At 66.9% G+C, this 25,344-nt stretch carries 19 protein-coding genes and 2 tRNA genes; 9 read left to right on the top strand and 12 right to left on the bottom strand.

The window, feature by feature from the left end; all coding sequences use genetic code 11:
* Positions 1–187 precede the first annotated feature (187 nt).
* The 4 genes from AC1DIP_RS03570 to AC1DIP_RS03555 all read left to right on the top strand — a co-directional run bounded on the left by AC1DIP_RS03570 (position 188) and on the right by AC1DIP_RS03555 (position 3,317).
* Positions 188–1,129 (top strand): J domain-containing protein, encoded by a 942-nt coding sequence (locus AC1DIP_RS03570; protein ID WP_477732860.1) that lies wholly within the window; start codon positions 188–190, stop codon positions 1,127–1,129.
* A gap of 23 nt (positions 1,130–1,152) precedes the next feature.
* On the top strand, positions 1,153–1,620 hold the full coding sequence (locus tag AC1DIP_RS03565; protein ID WP_477732859.1) for a tRNA (cytidine(34)-2'-O)-methyltransferase: 468 nt from the start codon (positions 1,153–1,155) through the stop codon (positions 1,618–1,620).
* A 217-nt stretch (positions 1,621–1,837) separates the two neighbouring features.
* On the top strand, positions 1,838–2,446 hold the full coding sequence (locus AC1DIP_RS03560) for a sigma-70 family RNA polymerase sigma factor (RefSeq protein WP_477732858.1): 609 nt from the start codon (positions 1,838–1,840) through the stop codon (positions 2,444–2,446).
* A gap of 10 nt (positions 2,447–2,456) precedes the next feature.
* Complete coding sequence (locus AC1DIP_RS03555; protein ID WP_477732857.1) at positions 2,457–3,317, top strand: anti-sigma factor; 861 nt, start codon at positions 2,457–2,459, stop codon at positions 3,315–3,317.
* A 66-nt stretch (positions 3,318–3,383) separates the two neighbouring features.
* Here AC1DIP_RS03555 and AC1DIP_RS03550 read toward each other — a convergent pair whose 3' ends face one another.
* The 4 genes from AC1DIP_RS03550 to AC1DIP_RS03535 all read right to left on the bottom strand — a co-directional run bounded on the left by AC1DIP_RS03550 (position 3,384) and on the right by AC1DIP_RS03535 (position 7,822).
* Complete coding sequence (locus AC1DIP_RS03550; RefSeq protein ID WP_477732856.1) at positions 3,384–4,163, bottom strand: PIG-L deacetylase family protein; 780 nt, start codon at positions 4,161–4,163, stop codon at positions 3,384–3,386.
* A gap of 4 nt (positions 4,164–4,167) precedes the next feature.
* Positions 4,168–5,115, bottom strand: coding sequence for an FAD-binding protein (locus AC1DIP_RS03545; RefSeq protein WP_476211761.1), 948 nt, complete (start codon positions 5,113–5,115; stop codon positions 4,168–4,170).
* 13 nt (positions 5,116–5,128) lie between these two features.
* Positions 5,129–5,920: an electron transfer flavoprotein subunit beta/FixA family protein gene (locus AC1DIP_RS03540; RefSeq protein WP_476211762.1), complete on the bottom strand. Its 792-nt coding sequence runs from the start codon at positions 5,918–5,920 to the stop codon at positions 5,129–5,131.
* A 237-nt stretch (positions 5,921–6,157) separates the two neighbouring features.
* A complete protein-coding gene (locus tag AC1DIP_RS03535) occupies positions 6,158–7,822 on the bottom strand; it encodes a S1C family serine protease (RefSeq protein WP_477732855.1) in 1,665 nt (554 codons plus the stop codon).
* A 271-nt stretch (positions 7,823–8,093) separates the two neighbouring features.
* Here AC1DIP_RS03535 and AC1DIP_RS03530 point away from each other — a divergent pair, with 271 nt between their 5' ends.
* From AC1DIP_RS03530 to AC1DIP_RS03520, 3 genes are all read left to right on the top strand, one after another.
* Entirely contained in the window at positions 8,094–10,151 is a 2,058-nt protein-coding gene (locus AC1DIP_RS03530) for a TPM domain-containing protein (RefSeq protein WP_477732854.1), read from the top strand.
* A gap of 107 nt (positions 10,152–10,258) precedes the next feature.
* A complete protein-coding gene (locus AC1DIP_RS03525; protein WP_476211765.1) occupies positions 10,259–11,047 on the top strand; it encodes a PspA/IM30 family protein in 789 nt (262 codons plus the stop codon).
* A gap of 88 nt (positions 11,048–11,135) precedes the next feature.
* Positions 11,136–12,563: a cryptochrome/photolyase family protein gene (locus tag AC1DIP_RS03520; RefSeq protein WP_477732853.1), complete on the top strand. Its 1,428-nt coding sequence runs from the start codon at positions 11,136–11,138 to the stop codon at positions 12,561–12,563.
* 24 nt (positions 12,564–12,587) lie between these two features.
* Here AC1DIP_RS03520 and AC1DIP_RS03515 read toward each other — a convergent pair whose 3' ends face one another.
* The 5 genes from AC1DIP_RS03515 to AC1DIP_RS03495 form a co-directional block, all read right to left on the bottom strand.
* Complete coding sequence (locus AC1DIP_RS03515; RefSeq protein WP_477732852.1) at positions 12,588–13,520, bottom strand: cytochrome b/b6 domain-containing protein; 933 nt, start codon at positions 13,518–13,520, stop codon at positions 12,588–12,590.
* 140 nt (positions 13,521–13,660) lie between these two features.
* A tRNA-Met gene (locus tag AC1DIP_RS03510) sits at positions 13,661–13,734 on the bottom strand.
* Positions 13,735–13,882: 148 nt separating this feature from the next.
* Positions 13,883–13,956: transfer RNA gene (locus tag AC1DIP_RS03505), tRNA-Met, on the bottom strand.
* Positions 13,957–14,075: 119 nt separating this feature from the next.
* Positions 14,076–17,075, bottom strand: coding sequence for a UPF0182 family membrane protein (locus AC1DIP_RS03500; protein WP_477732851.1), 3,000 nt, complete (start codon positions 17,073–17,075; stop codon positions 14,076–14,078).
* A gap of 162 nt (positions 17,076–17,237) precedes the next feature.
* Positions 17,238–18,404 (bottom strand): YlbL family protein, encoded by a 1,167-nt coding sequence (locus tag AC1DIP_RS03495; protein WP_477732850.1) that lies wholly within the window; start codon positions 18,402–18,404, stop codon positions 17,238–17,240.
* Positions 18,405–18,540: 136 nt separating this feature from the next.
* On the opposite strand from AC1DIP_RS03495, the gene AC1DIP_RS03490 reads away from it, so the two are divergent.
* On the top strand, positions 18,541–20,001 hold the full coding sequence (locus AC1DIP_RS03490) for a zinc-dependent metalloprotease (protein ID WP_477732849.1): 1,461 nt from the start codon (positions 18,541–18,543) through the stop codon (positions 19,999–20,001).
* Between the two features lie 81 nt (positions 20,002–20,082).
* Here AC1DIP_RS03490 and AC1DIP_RS03485 read toward each other — a convergent pair whose 3' ends face one another.
* From AC1DIP_RS03485 to nudC, 3 genes are read right to left on the bottom strand one after another with little or no spacing between them, the layout of a single operon-like run.
* Entirely contained in the window at positions 20,083–20,697 is a 615-nt protein-coding gene (locus tag AC1DIP_RS03485; RefSeq protein ID WP_477732848.1) for a YgjP-like metallopeptidase domain-containing protein, read from the bottom strand.
* Positions 20,694–22,829 carry an ATP-dependent helicase gene (locus AC1DIP_RS03480; RefSeq protein WP_477732847.1) on the bottom strand — a complete coding sequence of 712 codons (2,136 nt, stop codon included), beginning with the start codon at positions 22,827–22,829 and terminating at the stop codon, positions 20,694–20,696. Before AC1DIP_RS03480 ends, AC1DIP_RS03485 begins: the two co-directional genes overlap by 4 nt.
* Positions 22,830–22,884: 55 nt before the next feature.
* On the bottom strand, positions 22,885–23,907 hold the full coding sequence (nudC, locus tag AC1DIP_RS03475; RefSeq protein WP_476211773.1) for an NAD(+) diphosphatase: 1,023 nt from the start codon (positions 23,905–23,907) through the stop codon (positions 22,885–22,887).
* Positions 23,908–24,050: 143 nt separating this feature from the next.
* Between nudC and AC1DIP_RS03470 the strand changes: the two genes are divergently transcribed.
* Entirely contained in the window at positions 24,051–25,322 is a 1,272-nt protein-coding gene (locus tag AC1DIP_RS03470; protein ID WP_476211774.1) for a phosphotransferase, read from the top strand.
* Positions 25,323–25,344: the final 22 nt, after the last annotated feature.

Below are 25,344 nucleotides of genomic sequence, written 5' to 3'. Positions count from 1 at the left end.
GTTACATCCCCTGCGGCCCGTGTTCGCACCGCGCAGGCACGAGTCTAGACTCAGCCCTCCCGGGAACCCGCACGCCCGGCCTGTTCGTTGTCACCGCAGGCGGACCGTCCACGCTGGCTAGACTGGGCGGGCACTCCGCTTTCCGGCCGGGAATCGGAAAGCCGGGCACCAAGAGAAGGAAGATTGCTTGACTGAGAGCAGCAGCTCCCACTACCAGGTCCTTCGGGTGGCCGTCACCGCCACCGAGAAGGAGATCAAGGTGGCCTACCGGCGCGCGGCCAGGACGGCGCACCCGGACCACGGGGGTGATGCCGCAACCTTCCGCCGTGTAACCGCTGCCTATGAGACCCTGATCGATCCGCAGCGCAGGAAGGCCTACGACCGTTCCTATGGCGCGGGCACGGCGCGCGAGGGCTCGTCCGATGCCGGCGCCCACTTTGATGCGCCGGCGGCCGGCAGCCGGGCGTCCGCCACGGTCCGCAGGCCGGACAATGGCCGGAATACGGCGGGAGACCCGCCCGTCTACGTTCCGCCCTACGAAGGAAGCGACGTTCCACTCATCCCCCTGGCCCAGGCGCGGCAGCAGGTGCACGGGATGCCCCGGAAGCGGGGAATCTTCGGCGCGGAGGCCCGTATCCAGAGGGAAATGCGCACCGTGCAGCTGCTGACACGGCAGGTGCTTCCGGCCATCCCTGCGGCACGGCTGATCAACGGGCTGCAGTCACCGGCGGACAACAGCCACATCGACCATGCCATCCTTGCCGGCTACCGGCTGGCCCTGGTGAACTCGATGCTCCTGCCCAGGGGCGCCTACGCCTGGGACGGCCGGACCCTCAACGACGGTGGCCGCGCGGTCGCACCCCCGCAGCTTGCCCGGGTGGTCTGGGCCATGCAGGACATTTTTCCCGAGCTCAACGTCACTGGCTGGACGGTAGTGCACAGCCCCGACGGCAACCTCCACGAACCGGTTATCGACCATCACCGCCGCCCCGGCGGAGCGCTGGAGACCGTCCAGATCGTCAACGCGGCAGGCATGGTGCGCGGCCTGAAGGAATTCCTGGCGTCCGGGCCGGCCCCCAATACCGTGAACATCCCGGTCCTGGCCAGGCTGCTGCGCGGCATGCACTGAGGCCGGGTGGCTAGGATAGGGAGGTGTTCCGCATCCTTTTCCATGAACCAGAAATCCCCGGCAATACCGGCAATGCCATCCGTCTGGCCGCCATTACCGGCGCCGAACTGCACCTGGTGGAACCCTTGGGTTTTGACTTCTCCGACGCCAAGCTGCGCCGGGCCGGCCTCGACTACCATGACCTCGCCGTCGTCACCGTCCACAAGGGCATCGAGGACGCGTGGCAGCACCTGCAGCCCGAACGCGTCTACGCGTTCACGTCGGACGGCACCACCAGCTACACGGAAATTGCCTACCGTCCGGGAGATGTCCTGATGTTCGGGCGCGAATCGGTGGGCCTGCCGGCGGAGCTGAAAACGGATCCGCACGTAACCGCCACGGTGCGACTGCCCATGCTGCCGGCCCTCCGCTCCCTCAACCTCGCCAATGCCGCGTCGATTGCGGTGTACGAGGCCTGGCGCCAGCAGGGCTTCGCGGGCGCTAAAATCTAGGACTCCGTTCGGGGCCGGAGTCCCACGGCCGGGCTGGAATGAAAAACTCACCGGCCGCCCCATCCACCCTCCATGCGGCGCCGAATGACTTTTGAAGACATTCGAGCGGACCAAGGAGCGGCAGGTGACCCTACTGGAGGCACGTTCCAGGCCGAACAACCGTATCCGGCACGGCACTGCTGATGATCCGTCGCCCGGAGACTTATGCTTGGACGTAATGGAAACTCCCAACGCGCCGAACTCCGAAGGCTCCGCCGCGGTGACCGACCCACCGGCAGACCTCAGCCAACGCCTCTCGGCCCTTTTGGCAGGAATTGCCCGCGGGGAGCAGGCGGCTTTCGCCGAGTTCTACCAGCTCACGTCCCGCAGGGTCTTCGGCATGGCGCGCCGCGTCCTGATCGATCCTGAGCTGAGTGAAGACACTACCCAGGAGGTATTCCTGCAGGTCTGGCAAAACGCTGCGAAGTTCGATCCCCAGGCGGGGAGCCCCCTGTCCTGGCTGATGACCATCTCGCACCGCCGGGCCGTGGACAAGGTCAGGTCGTCGCAGTCCGCCACGGACAGGGAAGCCAGGTACGGTGCCAGCACGCAGGAAATCGACCACGACACCGTGTCCGACGAAGTGGGCAGCCGGCTGGAGGCCGAGGCCGTGGTCCGCTGCCTGGGAACGCTGACCGAAACACAGCAGGAGTCGGTGCGCCTGGCGTACTATGGCGGCCTCACCTACCGGGAAGTCGCCGAACGGCTCAATGCCGCAGTTCCCACCATCAAGTCCCGCATCCGCGATGGACTGATCCGTTTGAAGACCTGTCTGGGGGTGAGTTGAGTTGAGTGGAATGGATGAAACCCGTGATGGCCGTTCGCGTGCCTTCGGTGACACCGTGGCCATGGATCTTGCGTCCGGGCGCGCAGTGGACCTCGCTGAGCTCTATGCCCTCGATGCGGTGACGGAGCAGGAACGCCAGGCCATAGACAGCTATATCGCCACCGCCCCGGAGACCGAACGCCGGGACTTCCTTGAGCGTGTCCGGCAGTCCCGTGAGGCACTGGTCCGCACTTTCCGTGCGGAGGAGGACCCGCCGTCGGACCTCTTCCAGCGGATCATCGCCCAGCTCCCGGCCCAATCGCCGGGCCAGGACGGACTCTCCGGCGGAGACGCGCAGGCGCCGGCCGCAGGCGCGGCCCCGGCTCCGCAGCAGCGGCCGCTCGATGAGCTGGCGCAGGCCCGGAAGCGCCGGGAGCAACGCCGGGGCGGGTCCGGCACGCGCCGGTGGCTGGTGGGCGTGGCAGCGGCCGCAGCCATCGCCCTGGGCGGCGTAGGCGTGGGCGCGTACATGGCCGACCAGAACGATCCCGTCAACCAGGTGGCCAGGGCCAACGACCTGCGGGAGGCCTCCGTGAACGTGGTGGGCGGCGGCAAGGCAACCCTCCTGATCTCAGCGTCCGAAGACGCAGCAGTGGTGAAGATGAGCGGTGTACCCGCTCCTCCGGCCGGCAAGGTCTACCAGATGTGGCTGATACCCAAGGACGGCTCCGCTCCGGTGTCGCAGGGCCTGATGGACGAGCAGGCGCTGTCCAAGCCTGCCGTGGTCCAGGGCATTCACTCGGCGGCATCACTGGGCATCACTGTCGAGCCTGCAGGCGGATCCAAGGCACCGACACTGCCCACGGTGGCGGCGGCCCCGCTGGGCGCGTAGCGCCTTCATCAACGCAAAAGTGCCCCGCTCCTTTTCATCAAAGGAGCGGGGCACTTTTCGTGTGGTTTAGAAGCCCGCGATGGTGCCGGGCCCGTTGATTGCCACCACATGGAACGCCTCCGCGCTGCGCCCTTCTGGAAAGCCGGCCCTCGCGGCGTTCAGGTGCATGCCCCTGCGGACGGTGGCCTCCATGGCCTCCACGTCCGGGTGCTGGCTGACATGGACGTGGATGGCGGCGAGCTTGGCTTCCACCTGGCCGGTGACGTCGACGAAGTGGTTTTCCCGTTCCCCGGGGCCGGCGTAGAGCCACAGCCACGGCAGCTTGTACGCTTCCAGGCCTGCTTCTGCCAGTTCAGGGTAGGCAAAGGGGTTTTCGAGGGCAGGGTACACCGCGCGGGTTACCGCCTCCCCCACGGCCAGGTGGTCAGGATGGCTTTTTTGGATCCGTTCCCAGTTCCGTTCCGGGTGCATGGCAAGGACGACGTCGGGACGGATTTCGCGGATCAGCTGCACCACCCCTTTCATCACCTCGTGCGACGGTTCGAGGTACCCGTCCCGCTGGTGGAGGTAGTGGATGTCGGTGACGCCCACCAGTTCCGCGGCCCGACGCTGCTCGGCGTCGCGCATGGCGATGATGTCCGCGCGGTGGGCCGGATCGAAGCCGCCGGCGTCGCCGTCGGTCATGATGCAGTAGCTCACCTGCACGCCGGCCGCCGTCCACGCGGCGACGGTACCCGCAGCGCCGAAGTCGATGTCGTCAGGGTGGGCCGCAAAACAGAGCACCCGCCCAACCCGGTGGATATCCGGGTTGAACGGGCTCTGTGCCTGCTCGGAGGAGGCAGTCAACGATTTAGCCTTTTCGCTTCTTGATCTCGGCGGTGGCCTGCGGGAGGACATCGAACACGTCGCCGATGATCCCGAAATCGGCGATCTCGAAGACCGGGGATTCTGCATCCTTGTTAATCGCAACGATGACCTTGGAGGTCTGCATGCCGGCCTTCTGCTGGATGGCACCGGAGATGCCTGCCGAGATGTACAGCTGCGGGGAGACGGTCTTGCCGGTCTGTCCCACCTGGGCGTCGTGGCTGATCCAGCCGGCATCCGTGGCCGCACGCGATGCACCCACCGCAGCTCCCAAGGCATCAGCCAGTTCCTCGACGGGACCGAAGTCGCCGTCCATGCCGCGCCCGCCGGCCACCACGATGCGGGCATCGGTCAGGTCGGGACGGCCGCTGGCCACTTTCTGCTCGCGGGCGGTGATGCGGGCGGCAGCGGCTACTGCCGGGACCTCCACGGTTGCGGTTTCCGGGCTGGTGGCTGCGGGAGCCGGTTCCGGGGTGACGTTGTTGGCTTTGAGGGTCAGCACGGACACGGGCGTCGTGGCCTTGCAGGCGGTGGTGTAGGAGCCGGCCAGGACCGACTTGTGTGCGGTGCCGTCCGGGTCCACGGCGACGACGTCGGTGATGACGCCGGCGTTCAGGCGGATGCCCAGCCGTGCCGCAATCTCCTTGCCTTCCGGTGAGTTGTCAAGCAGCACAATGCCGGCGCCGGTGCTTTCGGCCGCGGCGGCCAGGTAGGCGGCTTTGGGCGCCACCAGGAAGTCGTCCAGGTTGTCCGTTGCCGGGCGCAGGATAGCCTCCACCCCGTACTCGGCGAACGTGGCGGCGGCGCCCTCGGACAGGTCTCCGTTGAGCGCCACGGTGCTCCCGCCCAGGGAACGAGCCAGGGTCAGCAGTTCGAGGCTGCTCTTCTTGAGCGAGGCGCCGGGGTGGTCGATGAATACAAGTACATTTGCCATGTCGTTGTCCCTCTTAGAGCAGCTTCTGGGCGGCCAGGAAGTCAACCAGCTTGATGCCGGCGTCGCCTTCGTCGGTGATGATGGTGCCCGCGGTCCTGGGCGGCCGCTGTTCCGCGCTGGCCACGGTGGTCCAGGAACCGGCGAAGCCCACCTGGGCGGGGTCCACGCCGATGTCGGCCAGGGACAGCGTGCTGATGCTCTTGCGCTTGGCGGCGATAATGCCCTTGAAGTTGGGGTACCGGGGTTCGTTGATCTGGTCCGTGACGGATACGACGGCGGGCAGCGGCGCCTCCACCGTTTCCGATGTGGTGTCTGCATCGCGGCGGGCAACCAGCCGGCCGCCGTCGACCTCCAGCGTGGAAGCGAACGTCACCTGCGGAAGCCCCAGCCGCTCGGCCAGCTGCGCCGGCACCAGCGAGGTCTCCCCGTCGGTGGAGGCCATGCCGGTGAGGACCAGGTCCACCCCGCCCAGGTGGCGGACGGCGGCGGCGAGCGCCAGCGAGGTGGCTGCGGCATCCGAGCCGGCCAGGGCATCGTCCGTGAGGTGCACGCCCTCGGTGGCACCCATCTGCAGGGACTTCTTGACCGCGTTGACAGCTCCGGCAGGGCCCATGCTGAGGGCGATGACCTGGTTGCCCGCCTTGCTTCCGCCCCGCGCTTCGGTGAGCTGGAGTGCGGCCTCGAGCGCGTACTCGTCAAGCTCGGAAAGAATGCTTTCGTCGCGGTCCGCGGTGTTCCCCTCCCCGTTGAGGTGGCGGTCGAACTGGGCGTCCGGTACATGTTTGACCAGGACTACGATCTTCAATGTCTCTTCCACTGTTTCTGCAGCAGCCTTCCATGCTTGTGGACAGCCAGCCGGGTGGGACTTGGCCGCGATATGCCCGGCAGGCGGGTAAACCCTAGCTAACCATATCGGCGGCTTCCCGCGCCCCCTTCCGTTAACGCCTGTGTCAGGCATTCTGCATGGGTGCAGGAACGACGGCGGCGCCCCCTTTGGTGGGGACGCCGCCGTCGTCATGGCTTGCGTTGGTGTTGACCTGCCTTAGCTGGCGGCCGCACCCAGCGTGACATCGAAGGTCTGCTCGCTTCCGCCGCGCTGCACGGTGATCTTCACCTTGGATCCCGCCGGCTGTTCGCGGACGGCCGCGGTCAGCTGGTTGGGCTCGCCGATGGTGAGGTCGTTGAACTTGGTGATCACGTCACCGGCTTTGATGCCGGCCTTCCCGGCCGGTGAGCTGCCGTCCACTGTGGCGACGTCGGCCCCCACCGAGAACTCGGAGTTTGCGCCGGAGGACGACTTGGCCTTGACGCTGACGCCCAGCTGGCCGTGGGAGGCCTTGCCCGTGTCAATGATTTCCTGGGCCACCCGCTTGGCGTTGTTGATGGGGATGCTGAACCCGACGCCGATATTGCCGCTTTGGGACGCTGACGTGCCGGACCCTGCGGAGGCGATGGCCACGTTCACGCCGATGATCTCGCCCTTGCTGTTCACCAGCGCGCCGCCGGAGTTACCGGGGTTGATGGCCGCATCAGTCTGGATCACGTTGATGGCGATGGATCCCTGGCCGGAGCTTTGCTGGCTCTGGCCGCCGCCCGGAGGGGCAAACTGGAAGCCCTGGTCACCGCCCTGGCTGTTGTCGCCGCCCTGCGGGGCCGCCGACGAAGCGACGCTGATGGTGCGGTTCAGGGTGGAGACGATGCCGTCCGTGACCGTACCTGTCAGGCCCAGCGGGGACCCGATGGCGATGGCCGTATCACCCACGTTGAGCTTGGAGGAGTCACCCAGGGTGGCTGGGGTGAGGCCTGAGGTGTCGTCCACCTTGATCACGGCGAGGTCGGACAGCGGGTCGGTGCCCACCAGCTTCGCGGGCAGGACCTTCCCGTCGCTGGTACGGATTTCCAGGGTGGCGTTCGCGGTCTGGCCGTCGAGGGTCACCACGTGCGTGTTGGTCAGGATGTGCCCCTGGTCGTCCAGGACAATGCCCGAACCGGTGCCCCCTGAGCTGCCGCTCGTGGCGCTGATGGTGACGACGCTGGGTGAGGCCTTCACGGCAGCTGCCGTAATGGCGTTCACGTCGTCCTTGTTGTTGACGATGACCGTACCGGGCTGGTTGCTGCTGCCCACGGTTGAGGCGCTGGAGCCGGTGTGTCCGAACAGTTCACCGGAGCCCACCGTTGCCACGCCGCCACCCACGAGGCCCGCTGCGAGGATGCTTGCCACGAGGGTACCTACGCCAAAGCTGGCCTTCCGGCGCGGCGCATCCTGGGGGTTGGGCGCCAGGCCGACGCTTCCGTTCTGCGTGCCATGGCCCGCCGCATGCATCGGCTGGCCGTTCTGGTGCTGCTGCTGGCCGTACTGTCCGGACTGGCCGTAGAAAGGCTGCCGCTGTGGGTAGACGGGCCGTGGGGCTCCGGGCAGCTCCTGGGTATGGTTGCCGTGCGCCTCCGGACGGTCGAGCCGTTCCGTGTTGTCCTGGGGTGCGGCGTTGTTCCGGGGTGCCGCGCCGTTGGGCCCGGCCGCCTGGCCGTACTGCTGGTCACCGGCGCCGTAGCCGCGGTCCTGGCCGTCGCGGGCAGCGCCGTTGCTCCCATACTGAGTGTTGGCCGGGCGGTTTCCGGGCTGCTGCGGGACCTGCTGCTGCCAAGGGGCCCGGCTGTTCCCCTGGTTGTCCTCCGGGACCGGTCCTGGGGTTTGATTCTCAGTCATGGGACTTCCTTTCATCCTCGTCTGCCATTAACTATGACCCGTCCCGCTGGAACAAGCTCGGATGTTTGCTGAGAGCTTCCTGAACGCCGGGCGGGCCCCCGCACTGTTTCGCTGGCGGCATATTCGGCCGCATGGACGGGCTGTGGGGTGCACCATAGAATCAAGATGAATTGCCACAGCGACCTGCGGCTTCACACCAAGCGTGGGGGCGCTGCTGGATTCGACGACTGATTCGTCCCGAATCGGTGTCAGGCGTGCTGAAGGGTTGCACATGCGGTCAAAGTTCAAACGTTTCCTTGCCGTGATCGGCCTTGCCGGGCTGCTGGCGGTTCCCGCCGGTGCTGCCTGGGCCGAAGACCCGGTAACCATTCCATCCGGAACCAACATCGTTGACAATGCCAATGTGCTCGGCAGCCGGAAGGGTGAGGTCCAGGATGCCATCCAGAAGCTGCTGAAGGACCACAAGTACAACCTTTACGTTGTCACGGTGAAGTCGTTCGAGAACCCTTCTGACCCCACGGCCTGGAGCCAGGCTGTGGCCACTGCCAAGGGCATGGGCAAGGCGGACGTCATCCTTGCCATCGCGACCGACCAGGGCAAGTACTATTTCTCCCCCAACTCCGCCAGCGCCATCTACTCCAAGCGCAGCAATATCACCCAGAATGCAGTGGTGGCCAACCTCGCCGGAGGCAAGAGGGACTTCGCCCAGGCTGCCATTGACACCGCTTCCGCCGTTGGCGACGCCGCCGGCGGGGGCAGCGGCAGTGTCTCCTCGGGCAGTGGTGCCGGCGCCGGCATCCTGGTGGGTGCAGGCGTGGTGGTCGCCGGTGGCGGCGCCTACCTGTACTACCGCAACCGCCGGAAGAAGGCCGCAGGCCAGGCGGCATCCAGCGGAAGCTACGGCCCGCAGGGCGCCGAGCTGGACCCGCTGGCATCGCTCAGCGTCGAGGAGCTGCGCCGCAAGAGCGGTTCCCTGCTGATCGAAGCGGATGACGCCATCAAGTCCAGCGAGCAGGAACTCGGCTTTGCCCAGGCGCAGTACGGGGATTCCGCCGTCGGAAACTTCACCAAGGCGTTGGACGAAGCCAAAGCCCACATGACGGAGTCCTTCAAGCTGCAGCAGCAGCTCGATGACCACATTCCGGATACGGAGGAGCAGCAACGGACCTGGCTGGGCGAGATCATCCGCCGCTCCGAGGCCGCCCTCGAATCCCTGCAGGAGCAGAAGGCCGACTTCGATTCCCTGCGCGAGCTGGAGAAGAACGCGCCCCAGGCACTTGCAGCCGTCAACGCCGGGGCCCGTGAGGCCGACGGCAGGATCTCCAGCGCCGAGAACTCCCTGCAGGAAATGCGCGCCAAGTATGCCGACAGCGCGCTGGCCCAGGTTTCGGACAACATCGTGCAGGCCAAGGAACGGCTGGCCTTCGTGCAGAACGCTTCCGAAACCGCCCAGCAGAAGCTCGGTGAAGGCGAAGGAAGCCTGGCCGCAGTGGCCGTCCGCGCGGCCGAGGAAAGCCTGCACCAAACCAACGTCCTGGTGGAAGCGATCTCCAAAGTGGCCGCCAACCTTGATGAAGCACGGAACGGAATCGAAGCGGCCGTCGTGGACACGTCCCAGGACCTGGCCCAGGCAAAGGCCATCATCCAGTCCGGAGCCCATCCGGAGCTGGCGGGTCCGGTAGCCGCGGTGGAGGCCGCACTGGCCCAGGTGAAGACCGAGATCCAGGGCGGACGGATCGACCCCATCGCAACCCTGCAGCGGGTCGAAACCGCCCACCAGTCCCTGGACCAGGCCCTTACGGGGATCCGCGACCAGCAGGACCAGGCGCGGCGTGCGCAGGCATCCCTTCAGCAGACCATCATGTCGGCACAGGCCCAGATCAGCGCCACCTCCGACTACATCACCGCCCGGCGCGGCGGCGTGGGCACCGAGGCGCGCACCCGGCTGGCCGAGTCCCAGCGGAACCTCGACTACGCGCTGTCCATCTCCCGCACCGATCCGGTGACCGCACTGACCTACGCGCAGCAGGCGCATGCCCTGGCAGCGCAGGCCGCACAGCTGGCGCAGGCCGATGTGGACCACTTCGACGGGTACGCCAACCAGGGCTTCGGCCGCGGCGGCATGTTCGGCGGCGGAGGCGGGGGCGGACTGGGAGGTGCCATCCTGGGCGGCATCCTGATCAACTCCATCCTCAACGGGGGCCACGGAGGCTGGGGCGGCGGCGGAGGCGGCGGCTGGGGTGACGGCGGCGGCGGTGGCGGCTGGGGCGGAGACTCCGGTGGATTCGGCGGCGGCGACTTCGGCGGCGGCGACTCCGGCAGTTTCTAGAGACTTCCGCCGGTCACGCCGGAAGATCCCGGCGGGCGGACAGACGCAGGACACCACTGTGCACCGGTTCCAGTGGTCAACACAGAGCAGGACGAAAGGCAAACACCATGGTTAAGCAGTCCATTTTCGGCCGGATCGCGCAGCTGGCAAAGGCGAACATCAACTCCTTGCTGGACAACGCCGAAGATCCGCAGAAGATGCTGGACCAGATGGTCCGCGACTACACCAACAACATCGCGGAAGCCGAGTCCGCCGTGGCGCAGACCATCGGCAACCTCCGGATGCTGGAAGACGACTACAACGAGGACGTCAAGAACGCCCACGACTGGGGAAACAAGGCACTTGCCGCCTCGCGCAAGGCAGACGAATTCCGTGCGGCCGGCGACGTCGCCGACGCCGAGAAGTTCGACAACCTGGCCAAGGTTGCGCTGCAGCGCCAGATGGCGGCCGAAAGCGAAGCCAAGGGTGCCGAGCCCAGCATCGCCTCCCAGCGGGAGGTGGTGGACAAGCTGAAGACCGGCCTTGAGCAGATGAAGAACAAGCTCAACCAGCTGACCAGCAAGCGCAACGAGCTCGTTGCCAGGTCCAAGACTGCAGCGGCGCAGTCCCAGGTCCATGACGCCATTAAGAGCATCGACATCATGGATCCCACCAGCGAGGTTGGCCGCTTCGAAGAAAAGATCCGCCGCGAGGAAGCCAAGGTCCGCGGGCAGCAGGAGCTGGCAGCCTCCAGCCTGGACGCCCAGTTCAACCAGCTTGAGGACCTGGGCGAGCAGACGGAAATCGAAGCCCGGCTGGCGGCCCTTAAGGCCGGAAACTCCAAGGGGGCCCTTGGCGCCGGGAGCCCCGCCTCGTCCGAATCCACCGTCGACGAGGCCGACTTCGACAAGCTTTAAGGTTCGGAGCAGGGCTGCGGCCGGATAGCACCAATGGCCGGGACGTAGTCCCGGCCATTGGTGCGTCCGCGGTGTGTAGCGTGGTGCCATGACTTCTTCCGATGGCACATCCCTGGTCTGGCTGCGCGACGACCTGCGGCTGGACGACAACCCGGCCTTGGCAGAGGCCGCCCGCCGGGGTGCACCGCTGACGGTGGCCTACATCCTTGACGAGGAATCCGACGGCGTGCGGCCCCTTGGCGGGGCTGCCCGCTGGTGGCTGCACCACTCCCTGGCCGCACTGGCCGCCGATCTGGAAAGCAAGGGATCCCGGCTGGTCCTCCGACGGGGTCCGGCCGCGGACGTCGTCAAGGACCTTGCCGCCCGGACGAAGGCAAGCCACCTCTTCTGGAACCGCCGTTACGGACAACCCGAACGGACTGTCGACGCCGGGCTCAAGGACTGGGCGGCCGGGAACGGGATCGAGGCCGCCAGCTACCAGGCGAACCTCCTCTTCGAGCCCTGGACAGTGAAGACGGGGGCGGGCGGGCCGTACAAGGTCTATTCGCCCTTCTGGCGGGCGTGCCTGGCATCCCAGGACATCCGTGACCCCTACGAGGCGCCGGATGCGCTGCCCGGCCCCGCGCCTGCCGGGAAGGGACTGCCCGGCAGTGACACGCTCAGCAGCTGGCAGCTCCTGCCCTCCAAACCCGACTGGAGCGCCGGGCTGGCCGCCACGTGGGTGCCCGGCGAAAAAGGGGCCCAGGAGCGGCTTGAGGACTTCCTTGACGGTCCCATCGAGGAATACGGCACAGGCCGGAACCTGCCCGGCACCGAGGGCACCAGCCGGCTCTCACCACATTTGCGCTTCGGTGAGGTGAGCCCGTTCCGCGTGTGGCGCGAGATTCGCCGCCGGCATCCCCGCAAGGTTCCTTCCGACGTCGGCACCTACCGGGCCGAACTGGGCTGGCGGGAATTCAACTGGCACCTGCTGTACCACAACCCCGACCTGGCGACCCGGAACTTCCGGCCCGCCTTCGACAACTTCCAGTGGGCCTCCCCCAGCCGGCAGGAGCTCGCCGCGTGGCAGCAGGGAAACACCGGCTACCCGCTGGTGGACGCCGGAATGCGGCAGCTGTGGCAGACAGGCTGGATGCACAACCGGGTGCGCATGGCCGCCGCGTCATTCCTGGTCAAGAACCTCCTGACCGACTGGAGGGTCGGGGAGGAATGGTTCTGGGACACCCTGGTGGATGCCGATGCCGCGAACAACCCCGCCAACTGGCAGTGGGTGGCCGGCTCGGGGGCGGATGCCTCGCCCTACTACCGGATCTTCAACCCGGTGACCCAAAGTAAGAAGTTCGACGCCGACGGCCGCTACCTGAGGGCGTTCATCCCCGAACTCCGGGAGCTCAAAGGCAAGCAGATCCACGAACCGTGGGCGGCGGACACCGATGGATACCCCCAGCCGCTCGTGGACCTGCCCGAGTCGCGGGAACGGGCCCTGGACGCCTACCAGAAGCTCAAGGACGCCTGACGCCGCCCTGGTGGCGCCGCTCCGTCAGCGGCTGACCTTGCCCATCAGGGACGCGATGGGCCTCAGGAAGACCGGCCGGGCCAGGAACCAGGCCGCCACCATGACCGCCACGGAGGCGAGGAATACCCAGAAGCCAAACCAGCCGTCGTCGTCGCGGACCCCGTACATGTGGTTCAGGTTCCGCAGTGCGCCCGTGGCGAGCACCAGGAAGACGTGGACCACGATGAAGGCAACAAAATAGATCATGACCGGGAAGTGGACGGCACGGGCCCATTCAATGGGGAACGCCTTGTTGAGGCCGGCTGCCTTCTTCGGCCAGGCTCCGGACATCCGCAGGCCCGTGATGAACGACAGCGGCGCTGCGATGAAGACGGTCACGAAGTATGCCAGCAGCTGCAGGGCGTTGTAGTTGATCCAGCCGTCCTCGGTGGGCCAATCCAGCGACGCGTACTGCAGCGCGGCTGACAGCGCGTTGGGGAAGACGTCCCAGCTGGTGGGGACGATGCGCATCCACTGGCCGCTGGCGAACAGCAGGACGGCGAACACGAGTCCGTTAAGGATCCAGAGCGCATCCAGGGTGAGGTGGAACCACAGCTCCAAGGTGATCTTGGTCGGAGCGTTCCTGGTGCGGATCAGGCCCTTGTTGTTCCGGGTCCAGTGACCGCTGGGGCGTGTGGTGGTCCGCACCTGCCACCCGGTACGGATGATCAGGAGCAGGAAGAACGCGTTGAGGAAGTGCTGCCACGCCAGCCAGGCCGGGAAGCCTACGGGCGCGTTGTCCGGCAGCTGGGATTGGCCCGGGTAGTCGGCGAGGAAGGATGCCACCGCCGGCAGCCCCACGATCAGCCTGGCGGCCAGGACCACCAGGACCAGCGCCACGAGGACGGCGGGAACCATCCAGTAAAGCCGGGACCGCTTACCCGTCGCGGAGCCGGGCTTCTTCGTGGGTGTGGCCATCGAACAACATACCTCTCAGGAATGACTGGGGGCTGCCCGCAGATCGCGGGACCCTTCGAAAGAGAATACTAGGAACTGGCCGTTTCCAAGGAAAAGGAAAGGCCCCGGCCGGCGTAACTGCCGGCTGGGGCCTTCATAAGTTGCGGGGACAGGATTTGAACCTGTGACCTCTGGGTTATGAGCCCAGCGAGCTACCGAACTGCTCCACCCCGCGTCGCATGATCAACACTACCCTACTTTGGCGGCGGCTCCGACCACAGTCCCGCAAACCACAGCCCCGCCGACCGTAGTCAGTGGAACACCCCTGCAACGGGAAAGCAAAAGGCCCGGACATTGTTTCCAATGTCCGGGCCTTTCCTCAGTTGCGGGGACAGGATTTGAACCTGTGACCTCTGGGTTATGAGCCCAGCGAGCTACCGAACTGCTCCACCCCGCGTCGCAGAATCTACTTTACCGGGAGGTGAACCGCAGGCCAAATCGTGGCGGCGTGACGTCCAACACGCCAACACGGCACCCGGTCCTTCAAGGACCGGGTGCCGTGGGGCCGTCGTCGTACTACTGCCCTGCCGACGGGGACGGCGAAGCAGAAGGCGACCCGGAGGGCGAGGGAGCCGGGCTGGCCTCCGGAGCGGTGGCCGGGATCTTGGCCTCGGCATCCATGGCCTTCTTCAGCGCAGCCGAAACCTTCTTCTGCGCGTCGCCGTATGCGGCGAAGTCACCCGCGGCCAGTGCCGTCTGGCCCGCCTGGATAGCGGAGTTTGCCTCGTCCAGCGCCGCCTTCAGCTGGGCCTTGGCATCCGCCTCCGCAGGGGTTGCAGGGGCTGACGGGCCGGCCGGTGTTTGCCCGTTGTTGGCGGAGTCTCCCGCGGCTGCTCCCGAATCACCGCCGAAGAGCTGCTTGAGGGCCGCGTCGAGGGTCGGCGCAAAGCCCACCTTGTCACCGAAGGCCACCAGCACGCGCTGCAGGGTGGGGTATGACGTCTCACCGGTCGACTTGAGGTAGACCGGCTGGACGTAGAGGATGCCGCCGCCCACCGGCAGGGTGAGCAGGTTGCCGTTCAGCACGTCGGACGCACCCTGCCGCAGCAGGTTAAGGGCCTGGGAAACGGTGGGGTCGGAGTTGAACTTGTTTTGCGCCTGTCCCGGGCCGGGCACCTGTGTTTCCGGCGGGATCTGGAGCAGCCGCAGCTTTCCATAGCCGTCAGCCTTCACGCCGGCCTGGTTGCCGGCATCCGAATCCGCGGCGAGGAACCCGTACAGGACGTTGCGGGCATTACCGTTCACGATCTGCGGGATGAAGGACGACGTCAGCTGGAACGCCGGCTTTTGTTGGTCCGGCATCTGCAGCGACATGTAGAACGGCGGCTGCTTGACGTCGGTGGACACGGTGGGGTCAGCCGGCGTGCTCCAGACGTCGTTGTTCTTGTAGAAGCTGGTGGGATCCGTGACGTGGTATTGCCCCAGCAGCTCCCGCTGGACCTTGAACAGGTCCTCCGGGTAGCGGACGTGGCTCATCAGCGCGCCGGACATCTCCGAGTACGGCTTCAGCGACGACGGGAAGACCTTCTGCCAAGCCTTGAGGACCGGGTCCGTGTCGTCCCAGGCGTAGAGGGTGACCGAGCCGTCGTAGGCGTCCACAGTGGCCTTGACCGAGTTGCGGATGTAGTTCACCGTGCTGTTGGGCAGGGCCACGGCGCGGCCGGAGCTGGTCTGCGAATCGGCGGTGGCATCCGACAACTGCTTCTGCTGCGAGTAGGGGAAGTACTGGCTGGTGGTGTAGCCGTCGACGATCCACTTCACCCGGCCGTCCACCAGCGCCGGGTAGGCGCCCCCGTCAACTGTCAGGTACGGGGCCACCTTCTGGACCCGCTCCCGCGGGCTCCGGTCGTAGAGGATCTGCGAATCCGCGTTCACGCCATCGGAGAGCAGCAGGTCCGAAGACTGGAACTTGATGGCGTAAAGGACCTTGTTGAAGAACGAGCCAACGTTCGGGCCGCCGTTGCCCTTGAACGTGTACTGGGTCTCGCCCTCCCCTTCCTTGCCGGAGGGGCGGTCCTGCTCGCGCGGCGTGGCGCCGTCGGGCGCGCCCACGATTGAATACTCGGGAGACGACTCGCCGAAGTAGATCCGCGGTTCATAGGTGGTGTCGTTGCCCAGCACGCCCGTGGAGGGAATGCCGGACTGGAGGAATTCGGGTTTGCCGTCAACGGTGAACTTGTTGCCCTTGGCCGCCACTACCCCGTACCCGTGGGTGTAGACCACGTGCTGGTTCAGCCAGCCCTGCTGGTTGGTGGCCACGTTCGTGGGGTTCAGTTCCCGCACCGCGATCACGGTGTCCTGGATCTTCCCGTCCACCTCGTAGCGGTCCACGTTCAGGGCCTTGGGGAACTGGTAGTACGGGCGGTACTGTTCCAGCTGCGCGAACGCATCGGAGATCAGGTTCGGGTCCAGGAGCCGGATGTTGGCCGTGGTCTGCGCGTCCGGCGCGAGCGCACCCGTGTTGGCGGTGTTGGTGGCGTCGTACCGGGTTTCCTGGATGCTGTCCAGGCCGTAGGCCTTGCGGGTGTTATCGATGTTGCGCTGGATGTACTGACTTTCCAGCGTCTGCTCTGAAGGCCGGACCTGGAACTGCTGGATGACCCACGGATAGACACCGCCGGCCAGGATGGAGGTGATGATCAGCATGGCCGTACCGATCACCGGCAGGCGCCAGCGGCCGATGACGGCGGCAACGATGAAGAGGATGGCTACCAGGGCGGCCGCGACGGCGAGGATGGCCTTGGTGGGGATGACTGCGTTGACATCGGTGTAGAGGGCGCCGGCCCAGCGGCCGCCGTTGCTCTGCACGGAAGAATAGCGGTCCAGCCAGAAGTTGACGCCGAGGAGCACCAGGAACGCGGCACCGGTAACAGCGATGTGGATCTGGGCCGCGCGGCTGGTGAACACGCCGCGCTCCATCAGCCGGATGCTGCCGTAGAGGTAGTGCGTGAGGATTCCGGCGATGCCTGCGATCACCACCACGCTGATCAGGAACCCGGTGACGAAGCCGAGGAAGGGCAGGGTCATCAGGTAAAAGCTGATGTCCATTTTGAACTGCGGATCGGTCTGGCCGAAGCCGACCTGGTTGAAGAAGAGCAGGACCTTCTGCCATTGGCTGGCGGCTGCGCTGCCCGCAAAGAGTCCGAAGAGGACCGGCAGGCCCACCATTACGATCCTGCGGACCGGCTCCAGCTGGGCCTGGTACCGGTTGAGGTTGTCCCGGACCTCAGAGTCCGGGGCGTAGACGGGCCGGGCGTTGTAGGCGATGCGGATGGAGAAGAACACCGCGGCGAACATGATGGCGAAGCCGGCCACAAAGGCGGCGATCTTGGCGAGGTTTTCGGTGATGAAAACCTGGATGAAGCCCAGTTGCCGGTACCAGAGGACGTCGGTCCAGACGTTGGCGAAGAAAATGAAGCCCACTACCACCAGGGCGACGACGATCAGGGTGGGCGTCAGGGCTCCCCGTCGCGATGGGGGCCTTCCTGTGGACGTGGTGCTGGCGGGACGGGACAAACTGGGTACCTCATAGCTGGTCGTCGAGACATTCGAAGCGTGCGAGCGACGTACGGTACCGGTCAAACGGCTGGTTTCGTCCGTCATCAGTGCCACGAGTGGCGGTAAAGCTTAGTTCCTGTCGAAACTGTTTGGGCCCAGTCTATGCATGGCGCAGGCGGGCTATTTGCCCGTGCATGCCGGGAGGGCGGATGTGTCCTGCCCGCTCGCGGCCACTTCCACGGCGTGCCGCGCCTCCCCGAGGTTCTCCACGCGCACCACCTGGAGGCCGGCCGGGATGTGGCCGGCGACCTCATCGCAGTTGCTGGCGGGCGCCAGGAACAGGGTGGCACCGGAGGACCGCGCACCCCGCATCTTTTGCCCGATGCCGCCAATGGGGCCTACCGTTCCGTCCGGCGAGATGGTGCCGGTGCCGGCGATGTGCTTCCCGCCGGTGAGGTCGCCCGGCGTAACCGTATCGATGATCCCCAGCGAGAACATCATGCCGGCGCTGGGGCCTCCCACCTTGTCCAGCGAGATCTGCACCTGGAACGGGAAGCTGAACAAGTACTTCAGCAAGACGCCGAGAATGAAGCGGCCCTGGCCGTTGTCCTTGGGCGTCACCTCGAGGGCGACAGGCTGGCCGGCGCGTTCCACCGTCACCGCGGCGGGGGCTCCCTTGCCCGCAGCCAGTTCATCCTGGATGACGGCGAGGGAGGTGATGTCCTTGCCGTTGATGGACTTGAGGATGTCCCCTTGCTGGATCTTTCCCGCTGATGCGGAGTCCTTGGACAGCCCGGCGGCCTGCAGCTGCTGGCCGAAGGGAATCTTGAGTTCGTTCAGGGCGGAGGCCACGGCGTTCTCCTGGGACGTGGCCATGGCCACGGCGCTCTGCTCCTGTGCCTCCTCCTTGGTGGTTCCCGTGGGATAGATCAGTTCCACCGGGTAGACGGCTTTGGAACTGTCCAGCCATGCGGAAAAAGCGTTGAGGATGCTTACCGAGCCGGTGGGGCCACCATCGACATACACCGTTGTCAGGTCCAGGTTCCCGGCTGCGGGATACGTTTCGTGACCGCTGATGTTGATCACGGGGCGCCCCTGGCTTTGCCCCAGCGTGTTGTAGGTGGGCCCGGGCGATTCGATGACGTACGGCACCGGAAGCGTGCCCACCGCTATTCCCAGCCCCAACGCAGCCAGCCCGGCAACCATCATGTTGGACAGCCGCCTGCGGGGCCGGCCGCCGTCGTCCTCCCCGGGGCCGTGCCCTGCACCTGCTGTGCCGTCGCTGGAGAACGGGGAAAGGTCTGGAACGTGGTCCTCGGAGGGGTGGCCGCCACGGGTTGTAGTCACCCACCAACAGTACGCGGTGAAGGCACGCCGGGGGTGCTTTGCCTAGAGCGAACGACGGCGGCGGGCGGCAGACAGCGGACCCCCACCGGGGTACCGTGAAGGTTGATCAACAGTCACACCATCGATCGGCGGGACCATGACCTCCAACCCACTCAATCCGTCCAACGGCGACGACACCCCCAAGGATCCGTTGACCGAAATGCTGCAGAACCTGATGGGCGGCAAGGGGATGGAAAACTTCGACCCCTCCGAGCTGGCCAAGGCTGCCGGCCTGCCGGACGACCCCAACCTTCTGGCCCAGATGTTCTCCCAGGTGCAGGCCATGATGAGCGCTCCCTCAGAGGGCCCCGTGAACTGGACGCTGGCCCACGACAACGCCCGGCGCGTGGCGGCCGGGAGCTCCGATCCGTCGGTTTCGGCGCAGCAGTCCCGGGAGGTGGACGAGGCCCTGCGCCTTGCCGAACTCTGGCTGGACCCGGTCACCGACCTGCCCGCCACCGGCCTGATCGGCAAAGCCTGGTCGCGTGCGGAGTGGGTGGAGGCCACCCTTGGCACCTGGAAACGGCTGACCGAACCCGTGGCCAACAGCATCGCCAACGCGCTCTCCTCCGCCATGACGGAGCAGATGCCAGAGGAGATGAAGTCCATGATGGGCGGCGCCTCCTCGATGCTGCAGAACATGGGCGGCGCGATCTTCGGCATGCAGCTGGGCCAGGCCATCGGCGCCCTGTCCAAGGACGTGGTCAGCTCCACCGATATCGGTGTCCCGCTGGCGGACTTGGAGATGGCGCTGCTGCCGGCAAACGTTGCGGCCTTCGGGGAGGGCCTGTCCCTGCCGGAGAACGACATCCGGCTGTTCCTGGCTGTCCGGGAAGCCGCCCACGCCCGGCTCTTCGTGCAGGTGCCCTGGCTGCGCGGACACCTGCTGGGCGCCATCGAGGCTTACGCCCGCGGCATCCACATCGACACCTCACGCATCGAGGAGCTGGCCCGCGACCTTGATCCAAGCAACCCCGAGGGCATCCAGGAAGCCCTCTCCCAGGGTGTCTTCATGCCCCAGCGGACCCCCGCGCAGGAACAGGCCCTGGAGAAACTTGAGACAGCGCTGGCCCTGGTGGAGGGCTGGGTGGACGAACTGACTGCGGCGGCCACCGAAAAGGTGCTGCCGTCGGCCGGTGCGCTGCGTGAAACCGTGCGGCGCCGCCGGGCAACCGGTGGCCCGGCGGAGCACGCCTTCGCTTCCCTGGTGGGGCTGGAGCTGCGGCCAAGGAGGCTGCGCGATGCCGCCACCTTGTGGGCCACGCTGAAGGACGAACGCGGCATCGAGGGCCGGGACGCCATCTGGCACCACCCCGACCTGCTGCCCACGGCCGAAGACCTGGACGATCCGAAGGGCTTCAGCTCACGCCGCAAGCTCGCCGAGGCCAGCGACAGCGAAGTCGATGACGCCCTGCAGAAACTGCTCAGTGGCGGGTTTGACGGTACCTCCGCCGAAGAAGGGGGCGGCCCGGACACCGCGGACGCTGCCAAGGATGCCGGGGATGCCGGCGGGACGGACGACGACGGCGAACCCGGCCACCCCAAAGCTGATACGTAACAGCAGATGAGCGCCCCGGGCGGGCCAGGATGTCCTGGCCCGCCCGGGCGTTTCCATGTCCGGTGTTGACCGGGATGGAGGCTAGTCGGCGTCCCCGCTGCCGGCTGTCCCGTCCTTGTCCAGGCCCCGGGCCGTGGCAAACGAAACACCCTCCAGGAACGCTTTGGCCCGGCCGGTTTCGGAGTATGCCTCCAGCAGCTTCCAGAATGCGGCATTGTGGGAGGCCACCAGGAGGTGCGCCAGTTCGTGCAGCAGCACGTAGTCGATGACCCACTGTGGCATGGGCCGCAGTTTGTCCGACAGCCGGATGGTTCCGTCAGCCGGCGTGGCGGAGCCCCACCGGGAGTTCTGGTTGCTGACCCAGCGCACGGAGGTGGGAACCGGCCGGCCGGCGAGGTACTGTGCCGACAGCCGTGCGGCGTGGGCGGCAAGAGCGTCGTCGCCCGCGGGCCGGCGGCGTCCGGCAGCAGCGCGCCGCTCCCCCTGCCTGTGCAGCTTCGCGAGCATGCGCTGCACCCACTCCCGCTCCTGGGCAGCTGTGAAGCGGGCCGGGATGGCGACTACCGCCGTTCCGTCCTCCCAAAAGGCTGCAACGGTCCGCGTCCGCCTGGCGGAGCGCCGTACCTCGACGGGGGAACCGTCGGAGGTGGTCAGCGGGGTACCCTGGCGTGTTCCGGGACCGGCTGCAGCACTCACAGGACAGAACTTTCGGCGAGGACCCGGAGGACGTCTTCCCCGTACTTTTCCAGCTTGGACGGCCCGACGCCTGCCAGGCCGGCCAGTTCCTCCAGGGAAGCTGGCCGGGCCTCGGCAATCGCCGTGAGGGTGGCATCGGTGAAGACGACGAACGCGGGGACGTCTGCGGATTGGGCGACGTCGCGGCGCCAGTTCCGCAGGGCGTCGAAGGTCTGTTCTTCATAGCTGGGCGGACACGCATTGCAGCGGCCCACCTTGCGCTCGGCCCCGGTGGCGAGCATGGTGCCGCATACCCGGCACACAGCGGGTGCGGCAGCCTTCCGGCGGGGCGGGGCACCTTTTCCGCGGACGCTTGAACTGGCCACCGAGTCAGGCCGCAGTCCGTCCAGGAACCGGGACGGCTTCCGGTTGGCGCGGCCGCCGGGAGTCCTTGCCGTGCTCCAGGAGAGGTAGAGGTGCTCCCGGGCGCGGGTGATGCCGACATAGAGCAGACGCCGTTCCTCATCCACGGATTCGGGTGAATCGGCAAAGGAAATCGGCATCAGGCCTTCGCTGAGCCCCACCAGGAAGACCGCGTCCCATTCCAGGCCCTTGGCTGCGTGGAGGGAGGCAAGGGTAACGCCCTGGACTGTCGGCGCGTGCTGGGCCAGGGAGCGTTCCTGGAGTTCGTTGACGAAGTCCGCCAGGCCGAACTGGGGCCCGCGGTTTTGGACGAGTTCGTCGGCGAGCGCCACCAGGGCCGCGAGGGATTCCCACCGCTCGCGCAGGGCCCCGCCACTGTGCGGAGCGGAATCCGTGTAGCCCAGGGAAGAGACGATGTCACGGACCAGCTGGCCCAGGGGTTCCGGCGCGTCGGTTTCAGAAACAGCCCGGGTGGCTGCGCGGAGCTGGAGGATGGCATCCCGGACCTCCTTGCGGGCGAAAAAGCGTTCGCCGCCCCGGAGCTGGTAGCCGATTCCTGCCGCCGCCAGCGCCTGTTCGTAGGCCTCGGACTGTCCGTTGGTGCGGAAAAGGACAGCTACCTCGCTCGCCGGGGTCCCGGCGTCGAGCAGTGCCTTGATCTTCTGGGCCACCGTGGCGGCCTCTGCCTCGTCATCCGTGCATTCGGTGAACTGGGGCACCGGGCCGGCCGGGCGCTGCGCCACGAGCTGAAGGGGGGCTGCCCAGGCGGCGTCGGCGGCGGGCCCGCCACTGCGACGTCCGGCCAGCAGGTCGTTGGCCAGTTTCACCACCTGCGGGGTGGAACGGTAGTCCCGGACGAGCTTGACCACGTTGGCCTGCGGATAACGTGCTTTGAAGTCCAACAGGTGCCTGGGCGATGCGCCGGTGAAGGAGTAGATGGTCTGGCTCGCATCGCCCACCACGCACAGTTCGTCACGGCCGCCCAGCCAGAGCTCCAGGAGCCGCTGCTGGAGCGGGGAAACGTCCTGGTACTCATCCACCACGAAGTGGCGGTACTGTTCCCGGACCGTGGCGGCGACCTTCTCGTCCTCCTGCAGGATGCCCACCGTGATCAGCAGGACGTCCTCGAAGTCGATCACGTTGCGGTCCGTCTTGACGTCCTCATACGACTGGAAAACGCGGGCCACGGCGGTGAGGTCGAATCCTCCGGGTGCGCCCCTCCCCTGGGCGTTTTCGAGGTAATTGGCCGGGGTCAACATGGAGACTTTGGCCCATTCGATCTCGGAGGCAAGATCCCGGATTGAAGCCCGGTCCGTGCTGAGCCGGAGCCGCCGGGCGGCCTCGGCAAGCAGCTGGGCTTTGTGGTCCAGCAAGTTCGGCAGGGTGCCGCCGACGGCCTGGGGCCAGAAGAACTGCAGCTGCCGCAGCGCCGCGGCGTGGAAGGTGCGGGCCTGCACGTTTCCGGCACCGAGATCGCGCAGGCGGCTGCGCATCTCCGCCGCCGCCCGGGCGGTGAACGTCACTGCGAGCAGGCGCTGCGGGCTGTACACGCCGGAATGCACGCCATAGGCAATGCGGTGGGTGATGGCACGGGTCTTTCCGGTCCCCGCGCCGGCCAGCACGCACAACGGGCCGCTCAGCGTACTGGCCACCTCACGCTGTTCCGCATCAAGCCCGTCAAGGATCCGGTCCTCCAGGGAGGCTGCTCCGTCAAAATGTTCTGTAGTCACTTCTGCTGCTTTATTTCTCGACTACCGCGTGCTGGAGTCTGGTGGATGGAATAACTTAGGCGCCGGCCAGGTCCTGGATCCGGCCGCCGTACCAGTGCTCAATCAGCGAGCGGGCAATGGAAAGCCTGCTGGAAATCGTGATCTCGCCACTAAGCACCGCTTCCTGAAGCTCCTCGCGGCTGAACCAGCGGGCCCTGGTGACCTCCACGCCGTCGGGCGTTGCCTGGGCGTCCTCGGTGACGGCGGTAAATCCAAGCATAAGGGAGGCCGGGAACGGCCACGACTGGGAGCCAAGATACTGGCAGCCCGTGACCCGGACGCCTACCTCTTCCTGGATCTCGCGGACCACGGCTTCCTCCAGGGACTCCCCCGGCTCCACGAACCCGGCCAGCGTGGAGTAGTTCCTTGCATCCACGGGCCCGCCGCCGCCAAGCAGCAGCCTGCCGTCCGGGCCGACGACGGTGACGATGATGGCGGGATCAGTGCGGGGATAGTGTTCAGAATTATCCGCCGGGCACCGGCGTACCCAGCCGCCGGCTTCAACATCCGTGGGCGTACCGCAGCGGGGACAATGCGTATGGGCTGCGTGCCAGTTGGCAATGGCGCTGGCTTCGACGAACAAGGCTGTGGAAGTGGTGGTCAGCCCCCCGGCGACCTCCCTGAATCCTGCCCAGGAGGCATCCGCGGGAATGCCGGCGGTGCCGGGCTCCGGAGGTGCAGGCAGGACGAACAGCAGCAGTTCGGTCCCGGCCGGGATGTCCGCGGCAGGCAGGGCGGATCCGAGGTACACCACCAGTTCCGGCGCTGATCCTGCCTCCTGGAGCCGGTCGAGGAGTTCCCTGGCCTTGACCAGGACCAGGTTGCTGCCACGCACCAATCCCTGGCGCCCTGAAAGTACTGCTGCCACCGCGTCCGTCCCCGCCAGCAGGTCATCGATCATCCCGGGCCTGATGCGTGCGGCAGACCCACGGTCCACCAGTGCCGGCCTCACCGGGAGCAGGGTGTCCACGAGGTGGTTCGCCGGCAGCGGTGCCGGCACAGCCTGGTGGACGGGTAGGGCGGACTCCGTGTGGCTCATGCTTCCACCGTACTGACTGCCACCGACATTTCACATTCAGGGCGGGGCGCCTTCGAACTGCGGGTCCCCCCTAATTCCAGCTATCTGGAGACTCGCCGCGGCCGGACCGCCGTCTGGGACGGCGCGCAATCTACCGTGGAACGGTGAGAAGAAAACCGATTGAACTGGCGGCGATTGCAACCGCGGCAGTCCCTGGACTGACCCCGACAGCTGTTAGCTCCGCGCCGGATGACCCCGCGGACTTCGACTCGGCCCTGCTCCTTGATTCGGAAGGCAAGCGCTGGCGGGTCCGGTCGCCGCGGCATGCCGAAGCCAGCGCACGGCTGGAAACGGAGTTCCTGGTGCTGCGCGCCTTCGCCCCCGCCGTCCGGGCGGAACTGCCGTTCCTGATGCCCACCGTGGCCGGCAGCGTCCGGCTGGGAAGCCTCACCACCTTCGTATACTCACACCTGTCCGGGAGCACACGAAGCGTCGAGGAACTGACGTCCGGACCGGCCGGCCTCGCCCGCGAAATCGGTTCCGCGCTGGCTGCGGTCCACGACCTCCCCCGGTCCCTGGTCAGCAACGCCGACCTGCCCAGCTACACCCCCAACGAGTTCCGCCAACGGAGGCTGAACGAACTGGACCAGGCAGCAACCACGGGCAAGATCCCGGCCGCACTGCTGCGCCGCTGGGAACATGCCATGGAAGACGTGTCCCTGTGGCGGTTCAACCCGTGCGTGGTCCACGGCGACCTGCACGAAGACAACCTGCTGGTCGAGTCGGGACGGGTTACCGCAGTAACCGGCTGGACCGACCTTCGCATCGGCGACCCGGCAGACGACTTCGCGTGGCTGGTGGCCTCCAACGAACAGGACTTCGTTGACGCTGTCCTGAAGTCCTACACGTCCAGCCGCCGCGACGTCCCCGACCAGCATCTGCTGCGCCGGGCCGCCCTGTCCGCCGAGTTTGCCCTGGCACAGTACTTGGTCAAGGGCCTGGCCGCCGGGGACCAGGACATGGTCCGCGAAGCCGAAGATATGCTGGAGAGCCTTGCCGGCGACATCGCCGAATTCGGCGGCCAGCCGATCAGCGTCGAACCGCTCCCCGCCAAGGACATCCCCGCCGGGAGCGCCGTGCCCGCACCGGCGCAGCCAGGAACCGGGGCAACCGCCCCCGCATCCCCCGGCGGCAGCTCTGCTGTCAGCCCTGCGGTGACCGTCGCCGCGGTACCCGCCGAACCTGCATCAAAGGACAAACCCGGTCCGCAGACGCCGCCTGCCATGGTGGCACAGCCCGCCGTGCTCGTGACCCCCATCCCCGTGGAGCCACCCCCGGCGGCGGTCGGCGGCGAGGAATCCCGGCCAGGCGAAATCAAGGATCCGGACGACACGTCCACGGCCGCCATCTCGGTCATCAACGCCAACCGGCGCTGACCGGAGCGGCCGGCCACGCCGG

The organism is Pseudarthrobacter sp. 05T312 (genome assembly GCF_056396685.1).
Note: the sequence above shows the minus strand (reverse complement) of the source record. Positions and strands in the feature narration are given on the sequence as shown.